This is a genomic window from Pantoea sp. EEL5 (assembly GCF_049892805.1).
Taxonomy (GTDB): Bacteria; Pseudomonadota; Gammaproteobacteria; order Enterobacterales; family Enterobacteriaceae; genus Pantoea; species Pantoea ananatis.
Window position 1 is genome coordinate 430,768 of record NZ_JBNDNJ010000002.1, and the last position, 22,520, is coordinate 453,287.

Sequence of the window (22,520 nt, forward strand, 5' to 3'; positions counted from 1 at the left end):
GTATTTATTGCGTGGTTAATCACAAAATTATAGTTTTTTATCCTGATTAACCCGGGGCCTGGTTAGGCTGTGCCACGTCTTTCGACCTCGCTTTGCTTATGGTTAATCGCCTGATTCGGTGGTAACGTCAAGGCAAAGAGAACGTTTGCGTCGGCTACATGGCGCGTGGTTTCAAACTCACTCGTTTCTGCACAGGATAGTTATGACTCAGCACACACCTTTGTTTGAACAGCACCAGGCAAATGGCGCGCGGATGGTGGATTTCCACGGTTGGATGATGCCGTTGCACTATGGCTCTCAGATGGATGAGCATCATGCCGTGCGCAGCGACGCGGGCATGTTCGATGTTTCGCACATGACCATTGTGGATTTAAAAGGTGAGCGCACGCGCGAGTTTTTGCGCTTCCTGCTGGCAAACGACGTCGCCAAACTGACTCAGCCGGGCAAAGCCCTGTATACCGGCATGCTGAATGCTTCCGCTGGCGTAATTGACGATTTAATTGTTTATTTTATGGACGAGACGTTTTTTCGTCTGGTGGTCAACTCCGCGACGCGTGAAAAAGATCTGGCCTGGATCGGCGAGCATGCACAGGGTTACGGCGTCGCGTTAACAGAACGTGACGATCTCGCACTCATTGCTGTACAGGGCCCGCAGGCACAGCAAAAAGCCCAAACCTTATTCAGTGACGCACAGCGCCAGGCTGTACAGGGCATGAAGCCGTTCTTCGGCGTGCAGGTCGGTGAACTGTTCATTGCCACAACCGGTTATACCGGCGAAGCGGGCTATGAAATTGCGCTGCCTGCCGCCGATGCCGTCGGATTCTGGCAGCGTTTGTTGAGTGCGGGCGTCAAACCCGCCGGGCTGGGCGCGCGCGACACCTTGCGTCTGGAAGCGGGTATGAATCTTTACGGTCAGGAAATGGACGAGAGCGTATCGCCGCTGGCGGCCAATATGGGCTGGACCATTAGCTGGGAACCTGGCGACCGCCACTTTATCGGACGTGAAGCGCTGGAAAGCCAGCGAGAAAAGGGCACTGAAAAACTGGTTGGGCTGATCCTCACGGAAAAAGGCGTTCTGCGTAACGGGTTGCCGGTGCGTTTTACCGATCAGCAGGGTCAGTTGCAGCAGGGGGTGATCACCAGCGGTTCCTTCTCACCGACGTTGGGTTACAGCATTGCACTGGCCCGCGTGCCGGCAGGGATTGGGGAAAACGCGATTGTTGAGATCCGTAACCGTGAAATGCCTGTGAAAGTCACTAAACCAATTTTCGTTCGCGCCGGAAAACCGGTTGCGCAGTAAAACATAATTACAGGAGAAAGGGCGATGAGCAATGTGCCAGTGGAGTTGAAGTACCGCGACAGTCACGAATGGCTGCGCAAAAACGCGGACGGTACCTATACCGTTGGTATCACCGAACATGCGCAGGAGTTGCTGGGCGATATGGTGTTTGTTGACCTGCCTGAGGTCGGTGCCACTTTCTCTGCCGGAGAAGAGTGCGCGGTTGCGGAATCGGTCAAAGCCGCTTCAGACATTTACGCGCCCATCAGCGGTGAAATCGTTGCCGTCAACGACGCCCTTAACGATTCCCCTGAACAGGTTAACAGCGAGCCTTATGACGGCGGCTGGTTATTCCAGATTAAGGCCAGCGATGAGTCAGAAATCGACTCGCTGCTGGATGCGGATGCTTATAAAGCCTCCATTGACGAGTAATCGTCGTGCGGCCTCAAACTGAGGCCGCAGATATCTGACTTGCATTCTCTGTTCCCCAGCCCGATTCAGGATTTACAGCTCATGACTCAGACTCTCAGCCAGCTTGAACACAACGGTGCCTTCATTGAGCGCCATATTGGTCCGTCGCCAGAACAACAGGCCGTCATGCTGGAGGCGATCGGTGCCAGCTCTCTGGCGTCGTTGATTGGTTCTATCGTTCCCGCCGATATTCAGTTGCCAGGCCCGCCAGCGGTGGGCGATGCCGCAACTGAACAACAGGCGCTGGCTGAGTTGAAGGCCATTGCCGGGCAAAACCTGCTTTATAAATCCTGGATCGGCATGGGATACAGCGCGGTGATTACGCCGCCGGTGATTTTGCGAAATATGCTGGAGAACCCCGGCTGGTACACGGCGTATACGCCGTATCAGCCAGAAGTGTCGCAGGGACGGCTTGAAGCCCTGCTTAACTTCCAGCAGGTTACGATCGATTTGACCGGCATGGACATTGCCTCCGCTTCTCTGCTGGATGAAGCGACCGCCGCCGCAGAAGCAATGGCGATGTCAAAACGCATCAGCAAACTGAAAAACGCGACCCGGTTCTTTATCGCTGACGATATTCATCCGCAAACGCTGGACGTCGTGCGTACCCGTGCCGAAACCTTTGGCTTTGAACTGATTATCGACAACCCGGCCAAAGCACTGGATCACGAAAACCTGTTTGGTGTGCTGCTACAGCAGGTGGGCACCACGGGAGAAGTACACGACTACACGCACCTGATTAGCGAGCTGAAAGCGCGCAAGGTGGTTGTCAGCGTCGCTGCCGACTTTATGGCGCTGGTGCTGCTGACATCTCCGGGCAAACAAGGCGCGGATATCGTGTTCGGTTCGGCCCAACGCTTTGGTGTGCCAATGGGTTATGGTGGCCCGCATGCTGCCTTCTTCGCCAGCCGCGACGAACATAAGCGTTCAATGCCTGGCCGTATTATCGGCGTTTCCCGCGATGCCGCAGGCAACACCGCCTTGCGCATGGCGATGCAAACCCGTGAGCAGCATATCCGTCGCGAAAAAGCGAACTCCAATATCTGTACTTCTCAGGTGCTACTGGCCAATATCGCCGGGCTGTATGCCGTGTTCCACGGGCCGGTCGGGCTGAAACGTATTGCGTCGCGTATCCACCGCTTTACCGATATTCTGGCTGCCGGACTGCAGCGTGGCGGGCTTAAACTGCGTCATAGCCATTGGTTTGACACACTGACGGTGGAGGTTGCGGATAAAGCGGGCGTACTCAACCGTGCGCTGAGCTTCGGTGTGAACCTGCGTAGCGACATTCTCAATGCCGTCGGTATCACGCTGGATGAAACCACGCGCCGTGAAGACATCACTACGCTGTTCGCTATTTTGCTGGGGGATGAGCACGGTCAGGATATCGATCGGCTCGACAGCCTGGTTACGGCCGACAACCCGTCCATTCCGGCCGCGCAGCAGCGTGAAAGCGAGATTCTGACGCATCCGGTGTTTAACCGTCATCACAGCGAAACTGAGATGATGCGCTATATGCACAGCCTGGAGAAAAAAGATCTGGCGCTGAATCAGGCCATGATTCCGTTGGGTTCCTGCACCATGAAACTCAATGCCGCCGCCGAGATGATCCCCATCACCTGGCCTGAATTTGCCGAACTGCACCCGTTCTGCCCGGCTGAACAGGCTGGCGGCTACCTGCAAATGATTGGGCAGCTTTCACAGTGGCTGGTTCAACTGACTGGTTACGATGCACTCTGCATGCAGCCTAACTCGGGTGCGCAGGGTGAATATGCCGGTCTGTTAGCGATTCGTCGTTATCACGAAAGCCGCGGTGAGGGTGAACGGCATCTCTGCCTGATCCCCAGCTCGGCGCACGGTACTAATCCGGCTTCGGCTCAGATGGCGGGCATGGATGTCGTGGTGGTCTCCTGTGACAAGCAGGGCAACATCGATCTGGGCGACCTGCGTGAAAAAGCGGCTCAGGCTGGCGATAAGCTGTCATGCATTATGGTGACCTATCCGTCCACCCACGGCGTTTACGAGGAAACTATTCGCGAGGTGTGCCAGATTGTGCATCAGTTCGGCGGTCAGGTTTATCTTGATGGCGCCAACATGAACGCGCAGGTAGGCATTACCACCCCGGGCTACATCGGCGCAGACGTTTCGCACCTTAACCTGCATAAAACCTTCTGCATCCCGCACGGCGGAGGTGGGCCGGGAATGGGACCGATCGGCGTGAAAGCCCATCTGGCGCCGTTTGTGCCGGGCCACAGCGTTGTTCAAATTGACGGCATGCTGACGCAGCAGGGCGCAGTTTCCGCTGCGCCATTTGGCAGCGCGTCTATTTTGCCTATCAGCTGGATGTATATCCGTATGATGGGGGCAGAAGGGCTGAAGCAGGCCAGTTCGGTCGCGATCCTTAACGCTAACTATATTGCCAGCCGGCTAAAATCGGCCTATCCCATCCTGTATGCAGGGCGCGACGGCCGCGTAGCGCACGAATGTATTCTTGATATTCGTCCGTTAAAAGAGCAAACCGGTATCAGTGAACTGGATATCGCGAAACGCCTCATCGACTACGGTTTCCATGCGCCCACCATGTCGTTCCCGGTCGCCGGAACACTCATGGTCGAACCGACAGAATCAGAAGGCAAAATTGAACTGGACCGCTTTATTGATGCCATGCTGGCGATTCGCATGGAAATCGGCCGGGTGGAAACGGGTGAGTGGTCACTTGAGGATAACCCGCTGGTTAACGCGCCTCATACACAAATGGAAGTCATCGGAGAATGGTCTCATTCCTACAGCCGTGAACTGGCCGTGTTCCCTGCTGGCAGCCACAATAAATACTGGCCAACGGTGAAGCGCCTGGACGATGTCTTTGGCGATCGTAACCTGTTCTGTTCGTGTGTCCCGATGAGCGATTATGCGTAAGTCAGCTTAACGCGTTTAGTTATGAGGGCCGATTTTCGGCCCTTTTTTTATGGAGGTTTGTATGCAGCTCGCACTCGTTACCGGCGGCAGTCGCGGCATTGGTCGCGCGACGTCCCTCTTACTGGCATCCCGAGGCTACCGGGTGGCGGTCAATTTCCGTTCACGTGCCAGTGAAGCCCATCAGGTTGTAGATGAGATTGTACGTAACGGCGGTGAGGCCTTTAGCGTTCAGGCCGATATCAGCGATGAAACACAGGTGATGTCGCTGTTTCAACGGCTGGATCAGGAAGATCTGCCGCTCACGCTGCTGGTGAATAACGCCGGCATTCTGTTCCAACAATGTCGCCTTGAGCAGCTGGATGCCTCACGTATTCAGCAGGTTTTTGCCACGAATGTGCTTGGCGCATTTCTTTGCTGTCGTGAAGCCGTCCGGCGCATGGGCACCCATCATGGCGGTCAGGGCGGCAGCATCGTCAATGTCTCGTCTGCAGCTGCCCGTACGGGGTCGCCAAACGAATATGTCGACTATGCGGCATCGAAAGGCGCAATAGACACGATGACCAAAGGCCTGTCGCTGGAAGTGGCCCAGCAGGGAATTCGGGTCAATGGCGTACGTCCGGGGATGATTTACACCGAGATGCATGCTGACGGCGGAGAACCCGGCAGGGTAGACAGGCTGGCCAGCGGCATACCAATGGGGCGTGGCGGCTATGCCGAAGAAATCGCAGAAGCCGTTGTCTGGTTAGCCAGCGATGCCGCCTCTTACATTACCGGCAGCATTATCGATGCTGCCGGCGGGCGCTAGAATGATGCCGCAGCAGGGCGCTGCGGCAAACGACTTACAGCTTTTCACCATTGCTGGCGATGACCTGTTGATACCAGGCAAAACTCTTTTTCCTGGAACGCGAGAAGTCTCCGCTGCCGTCATCGTTTTTATTCACGTGAATAAAACCGTAACGCTTGTTGTACTGACCGGTAGTGAAAGACACGCAGTCGATACAGCCCCAGGGCGTGTACCCCATGAGATCCACCCCGTCATGAATGACGGCTTTTTTCATCTCTTCAATATGCGCGGCCAGATAATCAATGCGGTAATCATCCTCTATCACGCCCTGCGCATTCGGTTTGTCGATGGCGCCAAAACCGTTTTCAACAATAAACAGGGGTTTCTGATAGCGTTCATACACATCATTAAGAACATACCGCAGACCAACAGGATCGATCTGCCAGCCCCAGTCTGAGGCTTTAACGTGCGGATTTTTCACCGTGCCTTCGAAGCCGGTAATAGGATCATCAACGCCACTGGCGCGGGTCTGAACGGCTGTACTCATGTAATAACTGAAGCCCACATAGTCGGCACAGCCATTGCGCAGGGTTTCAGCGTCTTCAGGCTCCATGTCGATATGATAGCCTTTGCGCGCCCACTCTTTCAGGGCGTAAGCCGGGTAGTAACCGCGCATCTGCACGTCGCTAAAGACATAGCGTTGATGCATCGCTTCCTGAGCGAGCATGACGTCATCCGGATGGCAGGAGAAGGGATAGACCGGCACCATGGCGATCATGCAGCCAATCTTAAACTCCGGGTTAATCTCGTGGCCCAGCTTCACGACTTTGGCGCTGGCAACAAACTGATGATGCATGACCTGATACATCGCCTGTTCAGGTTTTTCATGTTCCGTGAAAATAACGCCTGAGCAGCAGTAACCAAACAGCGGATATTGCCAGTTACGCTGGTTGTTAATTTCGTTAAAGGTCATCCAGTATTTCACTTTATTCTTATAACGCTTCAGCACAACTTCACTAAAGCGCACAAAGAAATCGACAACCTTACGATTGTGCCAGCCACCGTATTCTTTTACCAGGTGATAGGGCATTTCAAAATGGGAGAGGGTAATAACCGGCTCAATACCGTATTTAAGCAATTCATCAAACAGATCGTCATAGAATTGCAGGCCGGCTTCATTGGGTTGCGGTTCATCGCCGTTAGGGAAAATACGGGTCCAGGCAATTGAGGTACGGAAGCATTTAAATCCCATCTCAGCAAACAGCGCGATATCCTGTTTGTAATGAGAATAAAATTCAACAGCCTGATGATTTGGATAGAATTTTCCTGGCTGGACGCCGTCGGTGATGACGCGGTCCACGCCATGAGCGCCGCCGGTCAGTACATCAGCAATACTGATGCCCTTACCGCCCTGATCCCAGCCGCCCTCTACCTGATGAGCCGCGACCGCGCCGCCCCACAGAAACGTTTTTGGTAAGCTCATTATGCACTCTCCCCTGAGGATTAAATTGGGGTGAGTGTAGCAAAGCACTTAATAATGTCACGCTATAACACCGCCGCGAAAAAGGGATTTGTTACAGCTAAAAAACGCTTTGTTTTATTTACCCAGTTGCCTACCCAGTGACTCGATAATATACATGACAGGCACTTGGGTCGTAATATCGCTCTGGTCGGGCATACGTATCACCGGTACATGATAGGACACCGTAAAGTCGCTCATTTTTGCCAGCGAGCAGGTTTCACTATTCGTGATGGCGATGATTTTACACTGATTCAGGTTGAACTGACTGGCAATGCGCAGCACCTCTTCCGTTTCGCCGGAGACAGAAAGAATAATGGCCAGGGCATTTTCATATAAACTCGGACTGATCGGATAATAGGGATCGTCGATCGCGTGGCTGAATTTGCCCACGTTTGAAAAAAAACGTGCCCCGTATTTCCCCAGGCTGCCCGATGTGCCGACACCAATAAAAAACACCCGCTCAGCCTGATTAATCATCCCCACAGCCCGATGGATGACCTGCTCAAACTCATCATTATTGATGCTTTTAAAAAAACTCAGCATATCTGCGATACCGGAGACAGGCAGCGCAGGCGCGGTTTGTTCCCTGGCCAGACGCAGTCGGATACGGAATTCTGACCATCCTTCACACTGCATCTTGCGACAGAAGCGTAATACCGTTGTGGTCGATACCGCAGCCTGTTCAGCCAGCTCGCGAATGGTCATGTAACTGACGCTGTCACGATGTTTGATAATGTACTGATAAACCTGCATTTCAAGATCGTTCAGTGTAGCAAGATCGTGATGCGAGAACATGGAAAAGCTCACCCGGCAATTAACTGGCCCGCATTTTAACAGAATTCGAAGGGGAGGTGACCGCAATAATTATTTTAAGCTTACACTTGTACACTGAAAGTTTTTCTGGGTAATCTGTTGGACGATAAATCTGCAGTTGTTATCACTTTCAGGCAGGAATGTTATGAGTCACAAAAGTTTGCCGACGCAGGGTTATCCATTGGCAGAGGAAATTGCCAACAGTATTAGTCATGGACTGGGTTGTCTGTTCGGCATTGTAGGGTTAATGCTGCTGCTCGATAAGGCATCGGTCATGCATGCCGGGCTGACCGCCATTGTCAGCTCCAGCCTCTATGGCGGCAGTATGATTCTGCTGTTTCTGGCCTCAACGCTTTACCACGCCGTCAGCCACCCACGTGCGAAGCGCGTACTGAAAAAAGTGGATCACTGCGCAATCTACCTGTTAATTGCTGGCACCTACACGCCGTTTCTGATGGTTGGTCTGCAGTCGCCTCTCGCCTATGGGCTGATGGCGGTAATATGGGGCCTGGCACTGTTGGGCATTATTTTTAAGCTGACGATTGCCGAACGCTTTAAGGTACTGTCGCTGGTGACTTATCTCTGCATGGGATGGCTGTCGCTGATTGTGGTCTATCAGCTGGCGATGAAACTGTCGGCGGGAGGCATCTGGCTGCTGGCGTCGGGGGGCATTATCTATTCCCTGGGCGTGATTTTTTACGTCGCGCGTCGGGTGCCGTTTAACCATGCTATCTGGCACGCGTTTGTTTTAGGCGGTTGTGTTTGCCATTTCTGCGCCATCTACTTCTACGTTATGTAACGTCACAGGGCGGGACGCGGTCCCGCCCCTGAACTCAGCTTTCTTCCAGCGAGTAAGGCAAGGGCTGAATCATCAGCTTACCGCCTTCATCGCCTTCAACCCGTAATACGCTATCCGGCTCCAGATCGTTGTTCATGACCACCTGCACCCAGATGACGCCGTCGTCCAGTTGCACCGCAGCAAGAACGGTGCCCGTGCGACGCCAGCGCTCGCCCATCTGCAGCTCCAGGGAATCGTTGGCGGCGGGCAGGTGGCTGGCTTGTCCTGACAGCCAGTAGAGCGCCCGTTTATTCGCGCCCCGGTATTTGGCTCTGGCCACCATCTCCTGGCCGGTATAGCAGCCCTTTTTAAAGCTAATCGCGTCCAGCGCCTGCATGTTTGCGGCCTGGGGAATAAACTGCGCGCTGGTGGCTGCGTCAATAACCGGAATTCCGGCTTCGATGTCCAGGGCCAGCCACTGGGTGCTGTCATTGAACTGCGCATCGTCTGCCAGCGTCTGCTTCAGGGCATCGGCCTGGGCGGGCGACGTGACCAGCAGAAAGCGTTCTGCTGGATGGGCAAACCACAGCAGCGTGGTGTCGCCCTGCTGTACCACCGGGGTGGTGCTGTCAGGCAGCGTGTCAAAAACGTTGGCCAGCGCCGCACGGGCCTGGAAACCCGCTACGCCCAGCAGTGCGACATCATCATCCGCGGTCAGGGTAACTTTAGAAAATACGGCGTATTTTTTTAACTCCGGCAACTGAGTGTCTCGCAACTCACGACGCACCAAATAGGCATAACCCTCAGCGCGATGAAACAGGCGCAGGTTGCTCCACATCTTGCCCTTGGCGTCACAGTGGGCGGCAGGCAGGTGATGAGAGGCATCCAGTGCCGCCACATCCAGGGTCAACTGGCCTTGTAAATAGGACGTGCTGTCAGGGCCGACCACGGCAACCAGTGCCCAGGCATCCAGAGACATTAACGTGAGCGGCAGACGTGATGAGGCCGCAGGTTGGCGTGGGGGAAGCGTAAATGTTGGCATCGATAAATCCTGAGTCTGAAGGTTCATCCGAAACAATGTCTTCAATGGTAAAAGAGCACACTGGCAATGCAACCTGTTTACTAAAGAGGGCGCACAAAACGCGTGCCGATGTGTAAAAAAAGCCTGAGTCTGCGGCGCGTTGCACAGGGTCGGTTTGTGAACCTGCAGCCAGCAGTAATCCAGGGTACACTAGCTGCCACGATGTGAAATGTGGAAACGAATGCATGGATATTCATAATAAATCGCGCGTTCAATGGGCCTGCCGTCGTGGCATGCTGGAACTGGATGTCGCTATTATGCCGTTCTTTAAGTACGAATATGACACGTTAAATGATACCGATAAGCAGGTGTTTATCGCACTGCTGAAAAGTGACGATCCCGATCTTTTCAACTGGATGATGAACCACGGTGAGCCTGCCGATCCCGAGCTGAAACGCATGGTGAAGCTGATTCAGCAGCGTAATCGTGAACGCGGTCCGGTGGCAATGTAAACTTCATCCCTCTTTGCGCGCACGCCTGATCCTCGCACTGACGCTGTCAGTAACGATAGCAGGCGTTGGCATTATGGAACTGCCTGCGGCAGAGTGGATGATAAAGCCCGGGCTGGTCGTGGTGGTGCTGTGGGAAGGATGGAAACAGGATTGCCGCTTGCGTCAACGGCATGGACGGTTACGGCGCGACAGCAATCGTGAGTGGCACTGGCAGGGAGAAGACTGGCAAACGCAGCAGCCGTTGTACTGGTTGCCAGGCGCAGTGTTGCTGGTCGCACGAAACCGCAAGGGCAAGACCTTACGGCTCTGGCTGATGCAGGACAACATGCAGCCAGAGGCGTGGCGCGCCTTGCGGTCATGCTGTTTCAGCGAAACCGCAAGGCGCTAAATAGCGTGCCCGGAACAGCGCATCACGAGAAAGCGTGCCGATTTCAGAACACGCTTTTCCAGGTCAGGCTTTCCAAATACAGGCGTATCGACGGCGCGTCCTTTGCCAGGATTTCAGGATTGCGTTTTAGCGCGCGGCTTAAAGACGCTCGGCGGTTTCTGTCAGAATCTGCTCGCACCACTGCTCAACGCGCTCATCCGTGGCTTCAAACTGATTGACGTCATCCAGCGCCAGTCCGACAAATTGCTTGCCGTCGGCACTCAGCGGTTTGGGGCTGGTAAAGTCATAGCCGTCCAGCGGCCAATAGCCCACAAACTGCACCCCCATCGGCTGGAGCAGTTCATGCAGCATGCCTAAAGCATCCAGAAACCACTCACCGTAGCCAATCTGGTCGCCCATGCCGTACAGCGCCACGATCTTGTTGCGCAAATTGAGCGTCGGCAACTGGGGCCAGATAGCCTCCCAGTCCTCCTGCAGCTCGCCAAAGTCCCAGGTGGGAATCCCCAAAATCAACAGATCATAGTCTTCCATCAGACGCGGATCGTCATCTTTCACGTTGTGCAACGTCACCAGCTCGTCGCCAATAAAATCCCGAATTTTCTCCGCTACGATTTCGGTGTAACAGGTACTGGAACCGTAAAAAAGACCTATTTTCATGCAGATAGTGCTCTGTTAATCCTGCCTTTGGCGTAATTGTATCAGAAGCAGGGTTGAATCAGGCATAATGAGCACGATTTCATACTGAACGGTGGGGAAAACGTGCAAGATAGTGAACTGACAGAACAGTTTCTTGATGCGCTGTGGATCGAGCGCAATCTGGCGCAAAATACCCTGTCCTCCTATCGGCAGGATCTGCAAACTCTCACCGGCTGGCTGGCGCATCACGGCTTAACGCTGACAACCCTGAGCGCGCCCGATCTGCAACAGTTTCTCGCGGAGAGACTGGAAGGCGGCTATAAAGCCTCCAGCTCTGCACGCCTGCTCAGCGCCATGCGCCGTCTGTTTCAGTATTTGTACCGCGAAAAGATGCGCACTGACGATCCCAGCGCGATGCTGGCCGCGCCCAAGCTGCCCCAGCGGTTGCCAAAAGATCTGAGCGAGGCGCAGGTGGATCGCCTGCTGCAGGCACCCGATGTTAACGTGCCGCTTGAACTGCGCGATAAAGCCATGCTGGAATTGTTATATGCCACCGGCTTACGGGTTTCGGAACTGGTGGGACTGACCCTGAATGACGTCAGCCTGCGCCAGGGCGTGGTGCGCGTGATCGGTAAAGGCAATAAAGAGCGGCTGGTGCCATTAGGTGAAGAGGCGGTTCACTGGCTGGAATACTATATGGAGCACGGGCGGCCGTGGTTGCTCAATGGGCAGACGCTGGACGTGTTTTTCCCCAGTAACCGTGCCCAGCAGATGACGCGGCAAACCTTCTGGCATCGTATCAAGCATTACGCCATGCTGGCGGGCATTGATAGCGAAAAGCTTTCTCCCCACGTGTTACGCCATGCTTTCGCCACGCATTTGCTGAACCATGGGGCTGACCTACGTGTCGTACAGATGTTACTGGGGCACAGCGACCTCTCGACGACGCAGATTTATACGCATGTCGCCACGGAACGTCTGCGACTGTTACATCAACAGCATCATCCGCGCGCATAGCTGGCGGAAAGTAAGGAAAACAATGAACAAACATGTTGCCATGCTGGCGCTGCTGGCCAGCGCTTTTTCCGGTTTGACCCACGCTGATGACAGCGCCATTCAGCTTTCCCTGAAGAAACTGGGTTTGCACCAGGCTGAGATCCAACCTGCACCGCTGCCGGGTTTTAAAACCGTGCTCACCGAAAGCGGCGTGCTGTACGTTACCGATGATGGTAAACACATGATCCAGGGGCCGCTTTACGATGTCAGCGGTGCTCAGCCGGTCAACGTGACGAACGCGCTACTGGATAAAAAAGTTGAGGCGCTGGTTCCGGAAATGATCGTGTATAAAGCGCCCAAAGAGCAGCACGTGGTGACAGTGTTTACGGATATCACCTGTGGCTACTGCCACAAACTGCACGAACAAATGGCTGACTACAACGCGCTGGGCATCACCGTTCGCTATCTGGCTTTCCCACGTGAAGGCATGAACGGCAAAGTTGCCAGCGCCATGAAGGCCGTGTGGTGCAGCGCCGATCGCAACAAAGCCTTTGATGAGGCGATGAAAGGCGATGTGCCGAAGATGGATGCGCCAGCCTCCTGCACGATTGATATCGGCAAGCAGTACCAGCTTGGCGTACTGTTTGGTATCCAGGGCACGCCGGCGATTCTGACCGATAGTGGCATGATGATCTCCGGCTATCAAAGTCCACAGGAGCTCAAGCAGGTACTGGATAATCAAAAGCGTGGTGGTTAAGGCGTGGTAAAGCACGAAGTCGAGTTACGTCGCCGTGAAGCGGTAGCCGATCTGCCGGGGTTACCGGCAGATTTACCGCCGCTCCTGCGTCGGCTTTATCTGCAACGTGGCGTCACCAACGCCGCCGAGCTCGAAAGGGGCGCGAAAAACCTGCTCCCTTTCAGTGCACTGAGCGGCATAGACAAGGCCGTTAACCTGCTTCATCAGGCGCTGCTGGATGGCCGCTGCATTATGGTCGTCGGGGATTTCGACGCTGACGGTGCCACCAGTACCGCCCTGACGGTGCTGGCGCTGCGCAGCATGGGATGCAGCAACGTGCAGTACCTGGTGCCCAATCGTTTCGAAGATGGCTACGGCCTGAGTCCGGAAGTGGTTGAGCAGGCCCGCGCGCGCGGTGCAGAGATGATTCTGACCGTCGATAACGGCATTTCGTCCCATGCGGGTGTGGCGCTTGCGCATCAGCACGGCATTGCCGTGTTGGTGACCGACCACCACTTACCGGGCGAAACGCTGCCTGACGCCGATGCTATCGTTAATCCCAACCTGCCTGACTGTCATTTCCCCTCTCGTTCGCTGGCGGGCGTGGGCGTCGCTTTCTATCTGATGATGGCCCTGCGCGCCCATTTGCGCACTCAGGGCTGGTTTGGCGTCACGCGGTCGGAACCCAATCTGGCCGACCTGCTCGATCTGGTGGCGTTGGGCACGGTGGCAGATGTGGTGCCGCTGGATGCCAACAACCGCATTTTAGTGTGGCAGGGCCTGAGTCGTATTCGGGCCGGAAAGTGCCGTCCGGGCATCAAGGCCCTGCTGGAAATCGCCAACCGCGATGCCCGACAGCTGGCCGCCAGCGACCTGGGTTTTGCCTTGGGGCCCCGGCTTAACGCTGCCGGTCGGCTGGACGATATGTCTGTCGGCGTAGCGCTGTTACTGACCGACGATCTCAGCCAGTCGCGCATGTTAGCCAGCGAACTGGATGCGCTTAACCAGATGCGCAAAGAGATTGAGCAGGGGATGCAGAGCGAGGCACTGGCGTTATGCCAAAAGCTGGAGAACGAGCAAACCGATTTGCCGCTGGGGCTGGCCTTTTATCATCCTGAGTGGCATCAGGGCGTGGTCGGGATTCTGGCTTCCCGCCTGAAAGAGCGTTTTCATCGCCCGGTTATTGCCTTCGCACCGGCCGGTGATGGCATGCTGAAGGGATCGGGACGATCGATTGCCGGTCTGCATCTGCGCGATGCGCTGGAGCGTCTTGATACGTTGCATCCTGGCCTGATGCAGAAGTTTGGTGGTCACGCGATGGCCGCCGGACTGTCGCTGGAAGAGGCCCGCTACGACGAGTTTCGTCAGCGTTTTGCGGACCTGGTGGGCGAATGGCTGGCCGGCGAAGCGTTGCAGGGCGTCATCTGGTCGGATGGTGCCCTGCAGCCCGCTGAATTTTCTCTTCAGACGGCGGAAGTGCTGCGTGATGCCGGCCCATGGGGCCAGTCTTTCCCTGAGCCCGCTTTCGACGGCCGGTTCAGGCTACTGCAGCAGCGCCTCGTTGGTGAACGTCACCTGAAGGTCATGGTTGAACCTCTGGAAGGCGGACCGCTGATCGACGGTATCGCGTTCAACGTGGATACCACGTTGTGGCCTGACAGCAGCGTGCGCCAGGTCGAACTGGCCTATCGGCTTGATATCAATGAGTATCGCGGCAATCGCTCCGTCCAGCTGATCATTGAACATCTCTGGCCGCTCAGTTAGCCAGCGGTGACGGCGGGGCCTCACATTCCCGCCGTTGCCAGTTTAACCTTGCCACGCCCGCGTCGGCAGAGCCAGTCCAGCTGGCTCAACGAAAGATTAACCTCTGCGCATTTTCTCAACGCTACAAACCGCCGTCGGTTTCGGGTAAACTCGCAGGTTAAATTTCTTATTCCATCGAACGTAAAAAAGACGCTAAACACATGTTTGAAATCAACCCGGTCAAATACCGTATTCAGGACCTCAGCGAACGCAGCGACGTTCTTCGGGGGTATCTTTGACTACGATGCTAAGAAAGAACGCCTTGAGGAAGTAAACGCCGAGCTGGAACAGCCCGACGTCTGGAACGAGCCTGAACGCGCTCAGGCACTGGGTAAAGAACGCTCCTCCCTGGAAGCCATCGTGGATACGTTCGATCAGATGAGCCAGGGGCTGGAAGATGTGCAGGGGCTGCTTGATCTGGCGGTAGAAGCCGATGACGAAGAAACCTTCAACGAAGCGGTCGCCGAGCTGGACGCGCTGGAAGGCAAGCTGGGCGAGCTAGAGTTCCGCCGCATGTTCTCTGGCGAGTACGACAGCGCCGACTGTTACATCGATCTGCAGGCCGGTTCGGGTGGAACAGAAGCGCAGGACTGGGCCAGCATGCTGATGCGCATGTATCTGCGTTGGGCAGAAGCCAAAGGGTTCAAAACAGAAATTATTGAAGAGTCAGAAGGTGAAGTCGCGGGCATTAAGTCGGTGACGATTCGCGTGTCTGGCGATTACGCGTTTGGCTGGCTCCGCACCGAAACCGGTGTACATCGTCTGGTACGTAAGAGTCCATTTGACTCCGGTGGTCGCCGCCATACCTCCTTCAGTTCAGCCTTTATCTATCCGGAAGTGGATGACGATATTGATATCGACATCAACCCGGCTGACCTGCGTATTGACGTGTACCGCGCCTCTGGTGCAGGTGGTCAGCACGTTAACCGTACGGAATCGGCGGTGCGTATTACCCACGTTCCAACCGGTACGGTCACCCAGTGTCAAAACGATCGCTCTCAGCACAAAAACAAAGATCAGGCGATGAAGCAGATGAAGGCGAAGCTGTACGAGCTTGAAATGCAGAAAAAAAATGCCGAGAAGCAGATGCTGGAAGACAACAAGTCTGACATTGGCTGGGGCAGCCAGATCCGTTCTTATGTTCTGGACGACTCACGTATTAAAGATCTGCGTACCGGCGTGGAAACGCGCAACACGCAGGCGGTGCTGGATGGCGATCTGGACCGTTTCATTGAAGCAAGTTTAAAAGCAGGGCTATAAGGAACCGACATGTCTGAACAACAACCGCAGAGCGCTGACGTCGCACTTGAGTTAAATAACGAACTGAAAACGCGTCGCGAGAAGCTGAGCGTGCTGCGTGAAAACGGCGTGGCGTTTCCTAACGATTTTCGTCGTGATACCACCTCCGATCGGCTGCATGCCAGCTATGACGAGAAGAGTAACGAAGAGCTGGAAGACTTAGGCATTGAGGTCAGCGTGGCTGGCCGTATGATGACGCGCCGTATCATGGGCAAGGCGTCTTTCATTACCCTGCAGGACGTGGGCGGCCGCATTCAGCTGTACGTGGCACGTGACGATCTGGCTGAAGGTATCTACAACGAGCAATTCAAAAAGTGGGACCTGGGCGATATCCTCGGCGCACGCGGTAAGCTGTTCAAAACCAAAACCGGCGAATTGTCGATTCACTGCTCAGAGCTGCGCTTGTTAACGAAAGCCCTGCGCCCGCTGCCAGACAAATTTCACGGTCTGGCCGATCAGGAAACGCGCTATCGTCAGCGCTATCTTGATCTGATCGCCAACGATGAATCACGCAACACCTTCAAAATCCGTTCACAGATCATGGCCGGCATTCGTCAGTTCATGGTTGGACGCGATTTTATGGAAGTGGAAACGCCAATGATGCAGGTGATCCCGGGCGGTGCTTCAGCGCGTCCGTTTATCACGCATCACAACGCGCTGGATATCGATATGTATCTGCGTATTGCGCCAGAGCTGTATCTGAAACGCCTGGTGGTGGGCGGTTTCGATCGCGTGTTCGAGATCAACCGTAACTTCCGCAACGAGGGGATTTCGCCTCGTCACAACCCAGAGTTCACCATGATGGAACTCTATATGGCTTATGCGGATTACAAAGATCTGATTGAACTGACCGAAAGCCTGTTCCGTACGCTGGCGCAGGATATCCTGGGCAGCACGGTTGTGCCTTACGGTGAGCAGGAATTCGATTTTGGTAAGCCGTTTGAAAAACTCACCATGCGTGAAGCGATCAAGAAGTACCGTCCGGAAACCGATCTGGCCGATCTTGACGATTTCGACAAAGCGGTGGCGATTGCTCAGACCATTGGCATCAAAGTCGAGAAAAGCTGGGGCTTAGGGCGCGTAGTGACCGAAATTTTTGAAGAAACCGCTGAAGCACATCTGATTCAGCCAACCTTCATTACCGAGTATCCGGCTGAAGTGTCGCCGCTGGCCCGTCGCAACGACGAAAATCCTGAGATCACCGATCGCTTTGAGTTCTTTATTGGCGGACGTGAAATCGGCAACGGTTTCTCTGAGCTTAACGATGCGCAGGATCAGGCTGAGCGTTTCCTGCAGCAGGTGAATGCGAAAGATGCGGGCGATGATGAAGCGATGTTCTACGACGAGGATTATGTCACCGCCCTGGAACATGGTTTACCGCCAACGGCAGGCTTAGGCATTGGTATTGACCGCATGGTCATGCTGTTTACCAACAGCCACACCATCCGCGACGTAATTCTGTTCCCGGCGTTGCGCCCAGGCGCAAAGTAACGCGCTGATGCAGGTAAAGGCCGGATGATTCCGGCCTTTTTTATTTCTGCTCTGCAACCCGCCACGGCATGTCCGCTTGAGTAATCCCGTCCCCTCTGCCAGGCTGAACATCTCAACCTGGAGCCACCATTATGAAGCCACGTCCTGACTGTATTCTTCACTGGCAAGCGCTGGAAGGCGAAGACAACGAACATTATTCCGATAGCGATGAGCTGATGTCCATTGGTACACCACTGGCGAAACTGTCTGGATTAACCCGGCTGGGCATTCATCATGAAAGGTTGCCGCCCGGACGCCGCATGTCTTATCCCCATGCGGAAAGTGCGGAAGAGGAGTTTATCTTCGTGCTGGAAGGTTATCCACACGCGTGGATCAATGGCGAATTGTATCCGCTGTCACCGGGAGAGGCCGTGGCGTTTCCGGCCGGTACCGGCATTTGTCACACCTTTATCAATAACAGCGACGCCGACGCGCGCTTTCTGGTGATCGGCGAGGTCAGCAAAGCGGAGAACCGCATTACCTATCCGCTAAACCGCGACTACGAAGCCACGCGCGAAGACAAGTGGCTTAACCCACCGCAACAGCAGATGGGCACACATCCCGGACTGCCGGACGAAAAGCCTTAAGATTTCACAGCATTATCCAGCCAGGTCTGGAAGCGTGAGTAGGGCACATAGAGCGCCACATCTTTATACAGCGTTTTTCCGCTCTGGTTGTCGTTGATGCGCTGGCTGTAACCCACAATCACGCCTGCCAGCGTGTCGTCAGATGCATTATAAACCGCGCCCCCTGACATGCCCTTAACCACGCCCGCATTGGCGGCCACGACAACGCAGTTCGCTTTGTTCCAGTCATTTGCCAGCGTGGTGTTCACCAGGTTTTTCCCGGTAGAGCTCACGGGCATTGCAGAGATGAAGCTGTAGCCGTAAAGATTCACTTTGTCGCCAATATGGCTGTTACGGAAGGACGGTGGCAGGTTGGCTTCGCTGTTCTTGTGGTAGACGACCGCGAGATCGCACTCAGGATGCCAGGCTTTCACGCGGTAAAGCGAATATTTTGCGACGTGGGCGGCCGTGAGGCTGTAGTCAGGGGTAAGGGGAATAGTCGTGCCCAGCGTGCCCAGCCCCAGCACGGTGGGAATGCCTGTTACGGTCATATCCACGCGCTTCTCTGCTTCCCTGCTGTATTCATAGTGGCCGACTGAGCAGCCTGTAAGACTGATTACCATCAAAACGATAAGCCGTTGCATTTTCTCTCTCCGCGTCAGTTGGACTGCATTTCATCTGGCGATTCATAAGAGCTATATCGGCAACGCTAATACTTTATTGATAAATAAAATCGGTATTAGCAAAAAAACGGCTACTTCGCTGGCAACCTTTATCATCGTCCGGTGCGTTACGCGGCGGCATGCTCGCTAACTGTATGTTTAATAAGCCTGGTTGATGTGTGTGTCAATTATTGCCATACACGCAATAGATTGTTGTTGTTATGTGAGTATCAGATGACAGGTAGCTATGCTGTAATACGTAGTGTGATATAGATCATAAATTATAGCTCGTTTATCAGGATGCATGCGTCATCCGTCTCGTTGTAATTATCATTTTTGGGAGAGTGTTATGCCTGTTGCATTGCTTGCACTGGCGCTGAGTGCGTTCGCTATCGGAACCACTGAGTTTGTGATCATGGGCCTGTTGCCGGAGGTCGCAAACGATTTGCGCGTGTCCATTCCGTCCGCAGGTTGGTTAATTAGCGGCTATGCATTAGGCGTAGCAATCGGTGCACCGATCATGGCGCTGTTAACGGCGAAGTTGCCCCGTAAAAAAACGCTGATTCTGTTGATGGTAATTTTTATCATCGGCAATCTGCTGTGTGCTCTGGCCTACAGCTATAACCTGCTGATGCTGGCACGGGTGATTACCGCCCTCTGTCACGGAGCTTTCTTTGGGATTGGATCGGTGGTCGCGGCCAGTCTGGTTTCCGCCGATCGTCAGGCTTCTGCCGTGGCGTTGATGTTTACCGGTCTGACGCTGGCCAATGTATTAGGCGTGCCGTTGGGAACCTGGTTTGGTCAGCTGTTTGGCTGGCGTGCGACATTCTGGGGCGTTTCGGCTATCGGCGTACTGGCCTTCATTGCCTTAATCACCAGCCTGCCGGGAAATAAGAATGAGAAGCCGGTCGATCTGGCGAGCGAAATCAGCGCGCTGGCCAACGGCAAACTGTGGCTGTCATTACTGATGACGGTCTGTTTTGCTGCCGCCATGTTTGCCCTGTTTAGCTACATAGCACCGCTGCTGCTGCAGGTTACCGGCATCAGCGATCGTGGCGTGAGCTGGACGTTGTTTCTGATTGGCGCGGGCCTGACCGTGGGCAATATTCTGGGGGGCAAAATGGCCGACCGCAAAGTCTCCCTGAGCCTGATAGGCAGTTTTTCGCTGATTACGCTGTTCTCACTGCTGTTTAGCTGGACCAGCCACGCGCTCTGGCTGGCGGAGATCACCTTGTTCCTGTGGGCAATGGCAACCTTTGCCACGGTTCCCGGCCTGCAGATCAATGTGGTGCGTCACGGTAAAGCGGCACCTAATCTGGTTTCCACCCTGAATATTTCTGCCTTTAACGTTGGCAATGCGCTTGGCGCGTGGGTGGGCGGCGCGGTGATTGCGCGCGGCTATGGACTGACCGCGGTTCCTGTTGCCGCCGCCGCGCTGGCGGCGGTTGGACTGATGGTTTGCTTGATCACCTTCCGCAAATCCGGCGGTGCTGCGGCCCGGGTGCATGCCTAAGCGAGTCTGTCCGCAATTTGCTCAGGAAAACGGGCCACCTGTTGCTGCAGATGGTTCACAAACGCCTCTACCAGCGCGGATGCCGGCCGATGCTGCGGCCTGACGAGGCTAACGGTAAAAGGCACAGCGACGCTAAAAGGGCGCATCACCACACCGCTGTCGGCGTAATCCAGCGCCGTCAGCGGATTCACCACTGAGATCCCCACTCCGGCCTGCACCATCGCGCACACGGACGCCGCGCTGTGGGTTTCCATCACCATCCTGCGTGTCACACCTTGCTCATGAAACAGTGCGTCGAGCAGCTGGCGGTAGCTGTCCGTGCGCGACAGGCTGACATAGTTCTCACCGGCGAAGTCCTGCGGCGTCAGCAAGGCGCGCTGCGCCAGGCGATGGTGCTGCGGTAACACGCACACTTCATCGCAGGTCAGCAGCGCCTGGCGATCGGTCCCGGCGGGGGCGTGCTGCGTTTCCGTAATGCCCAGATCGTAACGCTGAGCCGACAACCACTCTTCCAGTAACGGGGATTCCTGCGGAATAATGTTCAGACTGACATCAGGGTAGCGCTGCAAAAAGGTCTGGCAGACGGGCGGCAGCAGTGACTGGGAAAAAACCGGCAGGCAGGCGATAGAGAGCTCACCCTGGCGAAACTGGCGTAATCCCTCTGCGGCATCAATGATGCGGTCCAGCCCATACCATGAGCGTTGCACCTCTTCGAACAGCCGTAAGCCCTGTACGGTAGGCTGTAAGCGGCCGCGCACGCGCTCAAACAGCGTCAGACTCAGCTGCCGTTCCAGTCGCGCCAGCTCGCGGCTGACGGTAGGCTGGGACGTCTGCAGCAGGGTCGCAGCCTGCGTAAGGTTTCCGCTGGTCATAACAGCATGAAAAATCTCGATATGCCGCCAGTTGATTTTTGCCATGCATCATTCCATATCATTTTTGCATAGATGCTATTAAAACAGATATTTTTCGGCATGGCACGATTCTGGCTTAATGGTTTTATTGCCACAGGAGAAACCCATGCCTCGTCCACTTAATACCACCGAAACCGCCCTGAACGTCGATAATTTACTGCCGCTGGCACGTCAGTACAGCGGCCCGTTCTGGGCTTATGATGCGCAGGTTATCCAACAGCGTATTGCTCAACTCCACGCATTTGATGTGGTGCGCTTTGCGCAAAAAGCCTGTTCTAACACCCACATTCTGCGCCTGATGCATTCTGCGGGCGTTAAGGTTGATTCGGTTTCCCTGGGCGAAATTGAGCGTGCGCTGGTGGCCGGCTTTCAGCCTGACAGTGACGAAATCGTATTCACTGCCGATGTCCTGGATAACCCTACGCTTGCCAGGATTGCAGAGCTTAAGGTGCCGGTTAACGCCGGATCCGTCGATATGCTGCATCAACTGGGTGCCGTTTCGCCAGGACATGCCGTCTGGCTGCGCATTAACCCGGGCTTTGGTCACGGGCACAGCCAAAAAACCAATACCGGTGGCGAAAACAGTAAGCACGGTATCTGGCCCAGCGATTTGCCCGCTGCTCAGGCGGCTATCGAACAATATGGACTGCGCCTGATCGGCATTCATATGCATATCGGTTCAGGCGTGGACTATGCGCACCTGCAGCAGGTCTGCGATGCCATGGTGGATTTGGTCGTGGAATTTGGCCAGGATCTTGAGGCTATCTCTGCCGGAGGCGGTTTATCCATTCCCTATCACTACGGGGAAGAGGCGATCGATACCGATCACTATTTTGGCCTGTGGGACGCGGCACGCCAGCGCGTGGCGAACCATCTGGGCCATGCCGTGAAGCTGGAAATCGAACCCGGCCGTTTCCTGGTCGCGGAGTCAGGCGTGCTGGTCTCTCAGGTTCGGGCAGTAAAAGAGATGGGCAGCCGCCACTTTGTGCTGGTGGATGCAGGCTTCAGTGATCTGATGCGCCCCTCCATGTACGGCAGCTACCATCATATCTCTGTGATGGCGGGCGATAACCGGGCGATCGATGAACAGGCAACGATCGACAGCGTGGTTGCAGGCCCTCTGTGCGAGTCGGGCGATGTTTTCACCCAGCTTGAAGGTGGCAAGGTGGAAACCCGGGCTATTCCGGCCGCGAAAGTCGGGGATTATCTGGTGTTTCACGACACCGGCGCTTACGGCGCATCGATGTCCTCAAACTACAACAGCCGCCCACTGATTCCTGAGATCCTGTTTGAAAACGGCGAGCCGAGAGAAATCCGCCGCGCGCAGCGCATTGAAGATCTGCTGGCGCTGGAATGAGGCTACTGCGCCTGTTGAAAGACGATG

At 55.1% G+C, this 22,520-nt stretch carries 21 protein-coding genes; 15 read left to right on the forward strand and 6 right to left on the reverse strand.

Annotated features, from left to right (window positions below; genetic code table 11):
- Positions 1-202 precede the first annotated feature (202 nt).
- The 4 genes from gcvT to ACPXSQ_RS13625 all read left to right on the forward strand — a co-directional run bounded on the left by gcvT (position 203) and on the right by ACPXSQ_RS13625 (position 5,471).
- On the forward strand, positions 203-1,300 hold the full coding sequence (gene gcvT / locus ACPXSQ_RS13610) for a glycine cleavage system aminomethyltransferase GcvT (protein ID WP_210476217.1): 1,098 nt from the start codon (positions 203-205) through the stop codon (positions 1,298-1,300).
- Between the two features lie 24 nt (positions 1,301-1,324).
- A complete protein-coding gene (gene gcvH / locus ACPXSQ_RS13615) occupies positions 1,325-1,711 on the forward strand; it encodes a glycine cleavage system protein GcvH (RefSeq protein WP_014594498.1) in 387 nt (128 codons plus the stop codon).
- Positions 1,712-1,792: 81 nt separating this feature from the next.
- Positions 1,793-4,666, forward strand: coding sequence for an aminomethyl-transferring glycine dehydrogenase (gcvP, locus tag ACPXSQ_RS13620; RefSeq protein ID WP_072137156.1), 2,874 nt, complete (start codon positions 1,793-1,795; stop codon positions 4,664-4,666).
- Between the two features lie 61 nt (positions 4,667-4,727).
- The gene (locus tag ACPXSQ_RS13625; protein WP_426144060.1) at positions 4,728-5,471 is read left to right on the forward strand and encodes an SDR family oxidoreductase; all 744 of its coding nucleotides are present in this window, start codon (positions 4,728-4,730) and stop codon (positions 5,469-5,471) included.
- Positions 5,472-5,505: 34 nt separating this feature from the next.
- On the opposite strand, the gene ACPXSQ_RS13630 is transcribed toward ACPXSQ_RS13625, so the two are convergent.
- Entirely contained in the window at positions 5,506-6,933 is a 1,428-nt protein-coding gene (locus tag ACPXSQ_RS13630; protein WP_014594496.1) for a 6-phospho-beta-glucosidase, read from the reverse strand.
- A gap of 114 nt (positions 6,934-7,047) precedes the next feature.
- The gene (locus ACPXSQ_RS13635; protein WP_014594495.1) at positions 7,048-7,767 is read right to left on the reverse strand and encodes a MurR/RpiR family transcriptional regulator; all 720 of its coding nucleotides are present in this window, start codon (positions 7,765-7,767) and stop codon (positions 7,048-7,050) included.
- A gap of 163 nt (positions 7,768-7,930) precedes the next feature.
- On the opposite strand from ACPXSQ_RS13635, the gene trhA reads away from it, so the two are divergent.
- Positions 7,931-8,584: a PAQR family membrane homeostasis protein TrhA gene (gene trhA, locus ACPXSQ_RS13640; protein WP_014594494.1), complete on the forward strand. Its 654-nt coding sequence runs from the start codon at positions 7,931-7,933 to the stop codon at positions 8,582-8,584.
- Between the two features lie 34 nt (positions 8,585-8,618).
- Here the strand turns inward: trhA and ygfZ are convergent, their stop codons facing one another.
- The gene (ygfZ, locus tag ACPXSQ_RS13645) at positions 8,619-9,605 is read right to left on the reverse strand and encodes a tRNA-modifying protein YgfZ (RefSeq protein WP_015699598.1); all 987 of its coding nucleotides are present in this window, start codon (positions 9,603-9,605) and stop codon (positions 8,619-8,621) included.
- 224 nt (positions 9,606-9,829) lie between these two features.
- Between ygfZ and sdhE the strand changes: the two genes are divergently transcribed.
- Positions 9,830-10,096, forward strand: coding sequence for an FAD assembly factor SdhE (sdhE, locus tag ACPXSQ_RS13650; protein WP_014605131.1), 267 nt, complete (start codon positions 9,830-9,832; stop codon positions 10,094-10,096).
- Positions 10,071-10,484, forward strand: coding sequence for a protein YgfX (locus tag ACPXSQ_RS13655; RefSeq protein ID WP_426144064.1), 414 nt, complete (start codon positions 10,071-10,073; stop codon positions 10,482-10,484). The genes sdhE and ACPXSQ_RS13655 overlap by 26 nt, the downstream gene beginning before the upstream one ends.
- 138 nt (positions 10,485-10,622) lie before the next feature.
- Here ACPXSQ_RS13655 and fldB read toward each other — a convergent pair whose 3' ends face one another.
- Positions 10,623-11,141 (reverse strand): flavodoxin FldB, encoded by a 519-nt coding sequence (gene fldB / locus ACPXSQ_RS13660; protein ID WP_013027050.1) that lies wholly within the window; start codon positions 11,139-11,141, stop codon positions 10,623-10,625.
- Between the two features lie 102 nt (positions 11,142-11,243).
- On the opposite strand from fldB, the gene xerD reads away from it, so the two are divergent.
- The 6 genes from xerD to ACPXSQ_RS13690 all read left to right on the forward strand — a co-directional run bounded on the left by xerD (position 11,244) and on the right by ACPXSQ_RS13690 (position 18,071).
- Positions 11,244-12,137 carry a site-specific tyrosine recombinase XerD gene (gene xerD / locus ACPXSQ_RS13665; protein WP_013027002.1) on the forward strand — a complete coding sequence of 298 codons (894 nt, stop codon included), beginning with the start codon at positions 11,244-11,246 and terminating at the stop codon, positions 12,135-12,137.
- 22 nt (positions 12,138-12,159) lie between these two features.
- Positions 12,160-12,873, forward strand: coding sequence for a bifunctional protein-disulfide isomerase/oxidoreductase DsbC (gene dsbC, locus ACPXSQ_RS13670; RefSeq protein ID WP_426144067.1), 714 nt, complete (start codon positions 12,160-12,162; stop codon positions 12,871-12,873).
- A 3-nt stretch (positions 12,874-12,876) separates the two neighbouring features.
- Complete coding sequence (recJ, locus tag ACPXSQ_RS13675) at positions 12,877-14,616, forward strand: single-stranded-DNA-specific exonuclease RecJ (protein ID WP_013027000.1); 1,740 nt, start codon at positions 12,877-12,879, stop codon at positions 14,614-14,616.
- A gap of 200 nt (positions 14,617-14,816) precedes the next feature.
- Positions 14,817-15,915 (forward strand): peptide chain release factor 2 gene (gene prfB, locus ACPXSQ_RS13680; protein WP_104933680.1). Its coding sequence is split into 2 segments (ribosomal slippage): positions 14,817-14,891 and positions 14,893-15,915, totalling 1,098 coding nucleotides; the frame shifts between segments, so codons are not numbered across the junction.
- Between the two features lie 9 nt (positions 15,916-15,924).
- On the forward strand, positions 15,925-17,445 hold the full coding sequence (gene lysS, locus ACPXSQ_RS13685) for a lysine--tRNA ligase (RefSeq protein ID WP_029570621.1): 1,521 nt from the start codon (positions 15,925-15,927) through the stop codon (positions 17,443-17,445).
- 131 nt (positions 17,446-17,576) lie between these two features.
- Positions 17,577-18,071, forward strand: coding sequence for a cupin domain-containing protein (locus ACPXSQ_RS13690; protein ID WP_014594486.1), 495 nt, complete (start codon positions 17,577-17,579; stop codon positions 18,069-18,071).
- Here ACPXSQ_RS13690 and ACPXSQ_RS13695 read toward each other — a convergent pair.
- Positions 18,068-18,694, reverse strand: a complete 627-nt coding sequence (locus ACPXSQ_RS13695; protein ID WP_028715750.1) for a hypothetical protein — start codon at positions 18,692-18,694, stop codon at positions 18,068-18,070. The genes ACPXSQ_RS13690 and ACPXSQ_RS13695 overlap by 4 nt on opposite strands.
- Positions 18,695-19,061: 367 nt before the next feature.
- Between ACPXSQ_RS13695 and ACPXSQ_RS13700 the strand changes: the two genes are divergently transcribed.
- Positions 19,062-20,225, forward strand: coding sequence for an MFS transporter (locus ACPXSQ_RS13700; protein ID WP_028715749.1), 1,164 nt, complete (start codon positions 19,062-19,064; stop codon positions 20,223-20,225).
- Here ACPXSQ_RS13700 and ACPXSQ_RS13705 read toward each other — a convergent pair.
- Positions 20,222-21,142, reverse strand: coding sequence for a LysR family transcriptional regulator (locus tag ACPXSQ_RS13705; RefSeq protein ID WP_013026994.1), 921 nt, complete (start codon positions 21,140-21,142; stop codon positions 20,222-20,224). The genes ACPXSQ_RS13700 and ACPXSQ_RS13705 overlap by 4 nt on opposite strands.
- Positions 21,143-21,242: 100 nt before the next feature.
- On the opposite strand from ACPXSQ_RS13705, the gene lysA reads away from it, so the two are divergent.
- Complete coding sequence (gene lysA / locus ACPXSQ_RS13710) at positions 21,243-22,493, forward strand: diaminopimelate decarboxylase (protein WP_029569108.1); 1,251 nt, start codon at positions 21,243-21,245, stop codon at positions 22,491-22,493.
- The last annotated feature ends 27 nt before the right edge of the window (positions 22,494-22,520 follow it).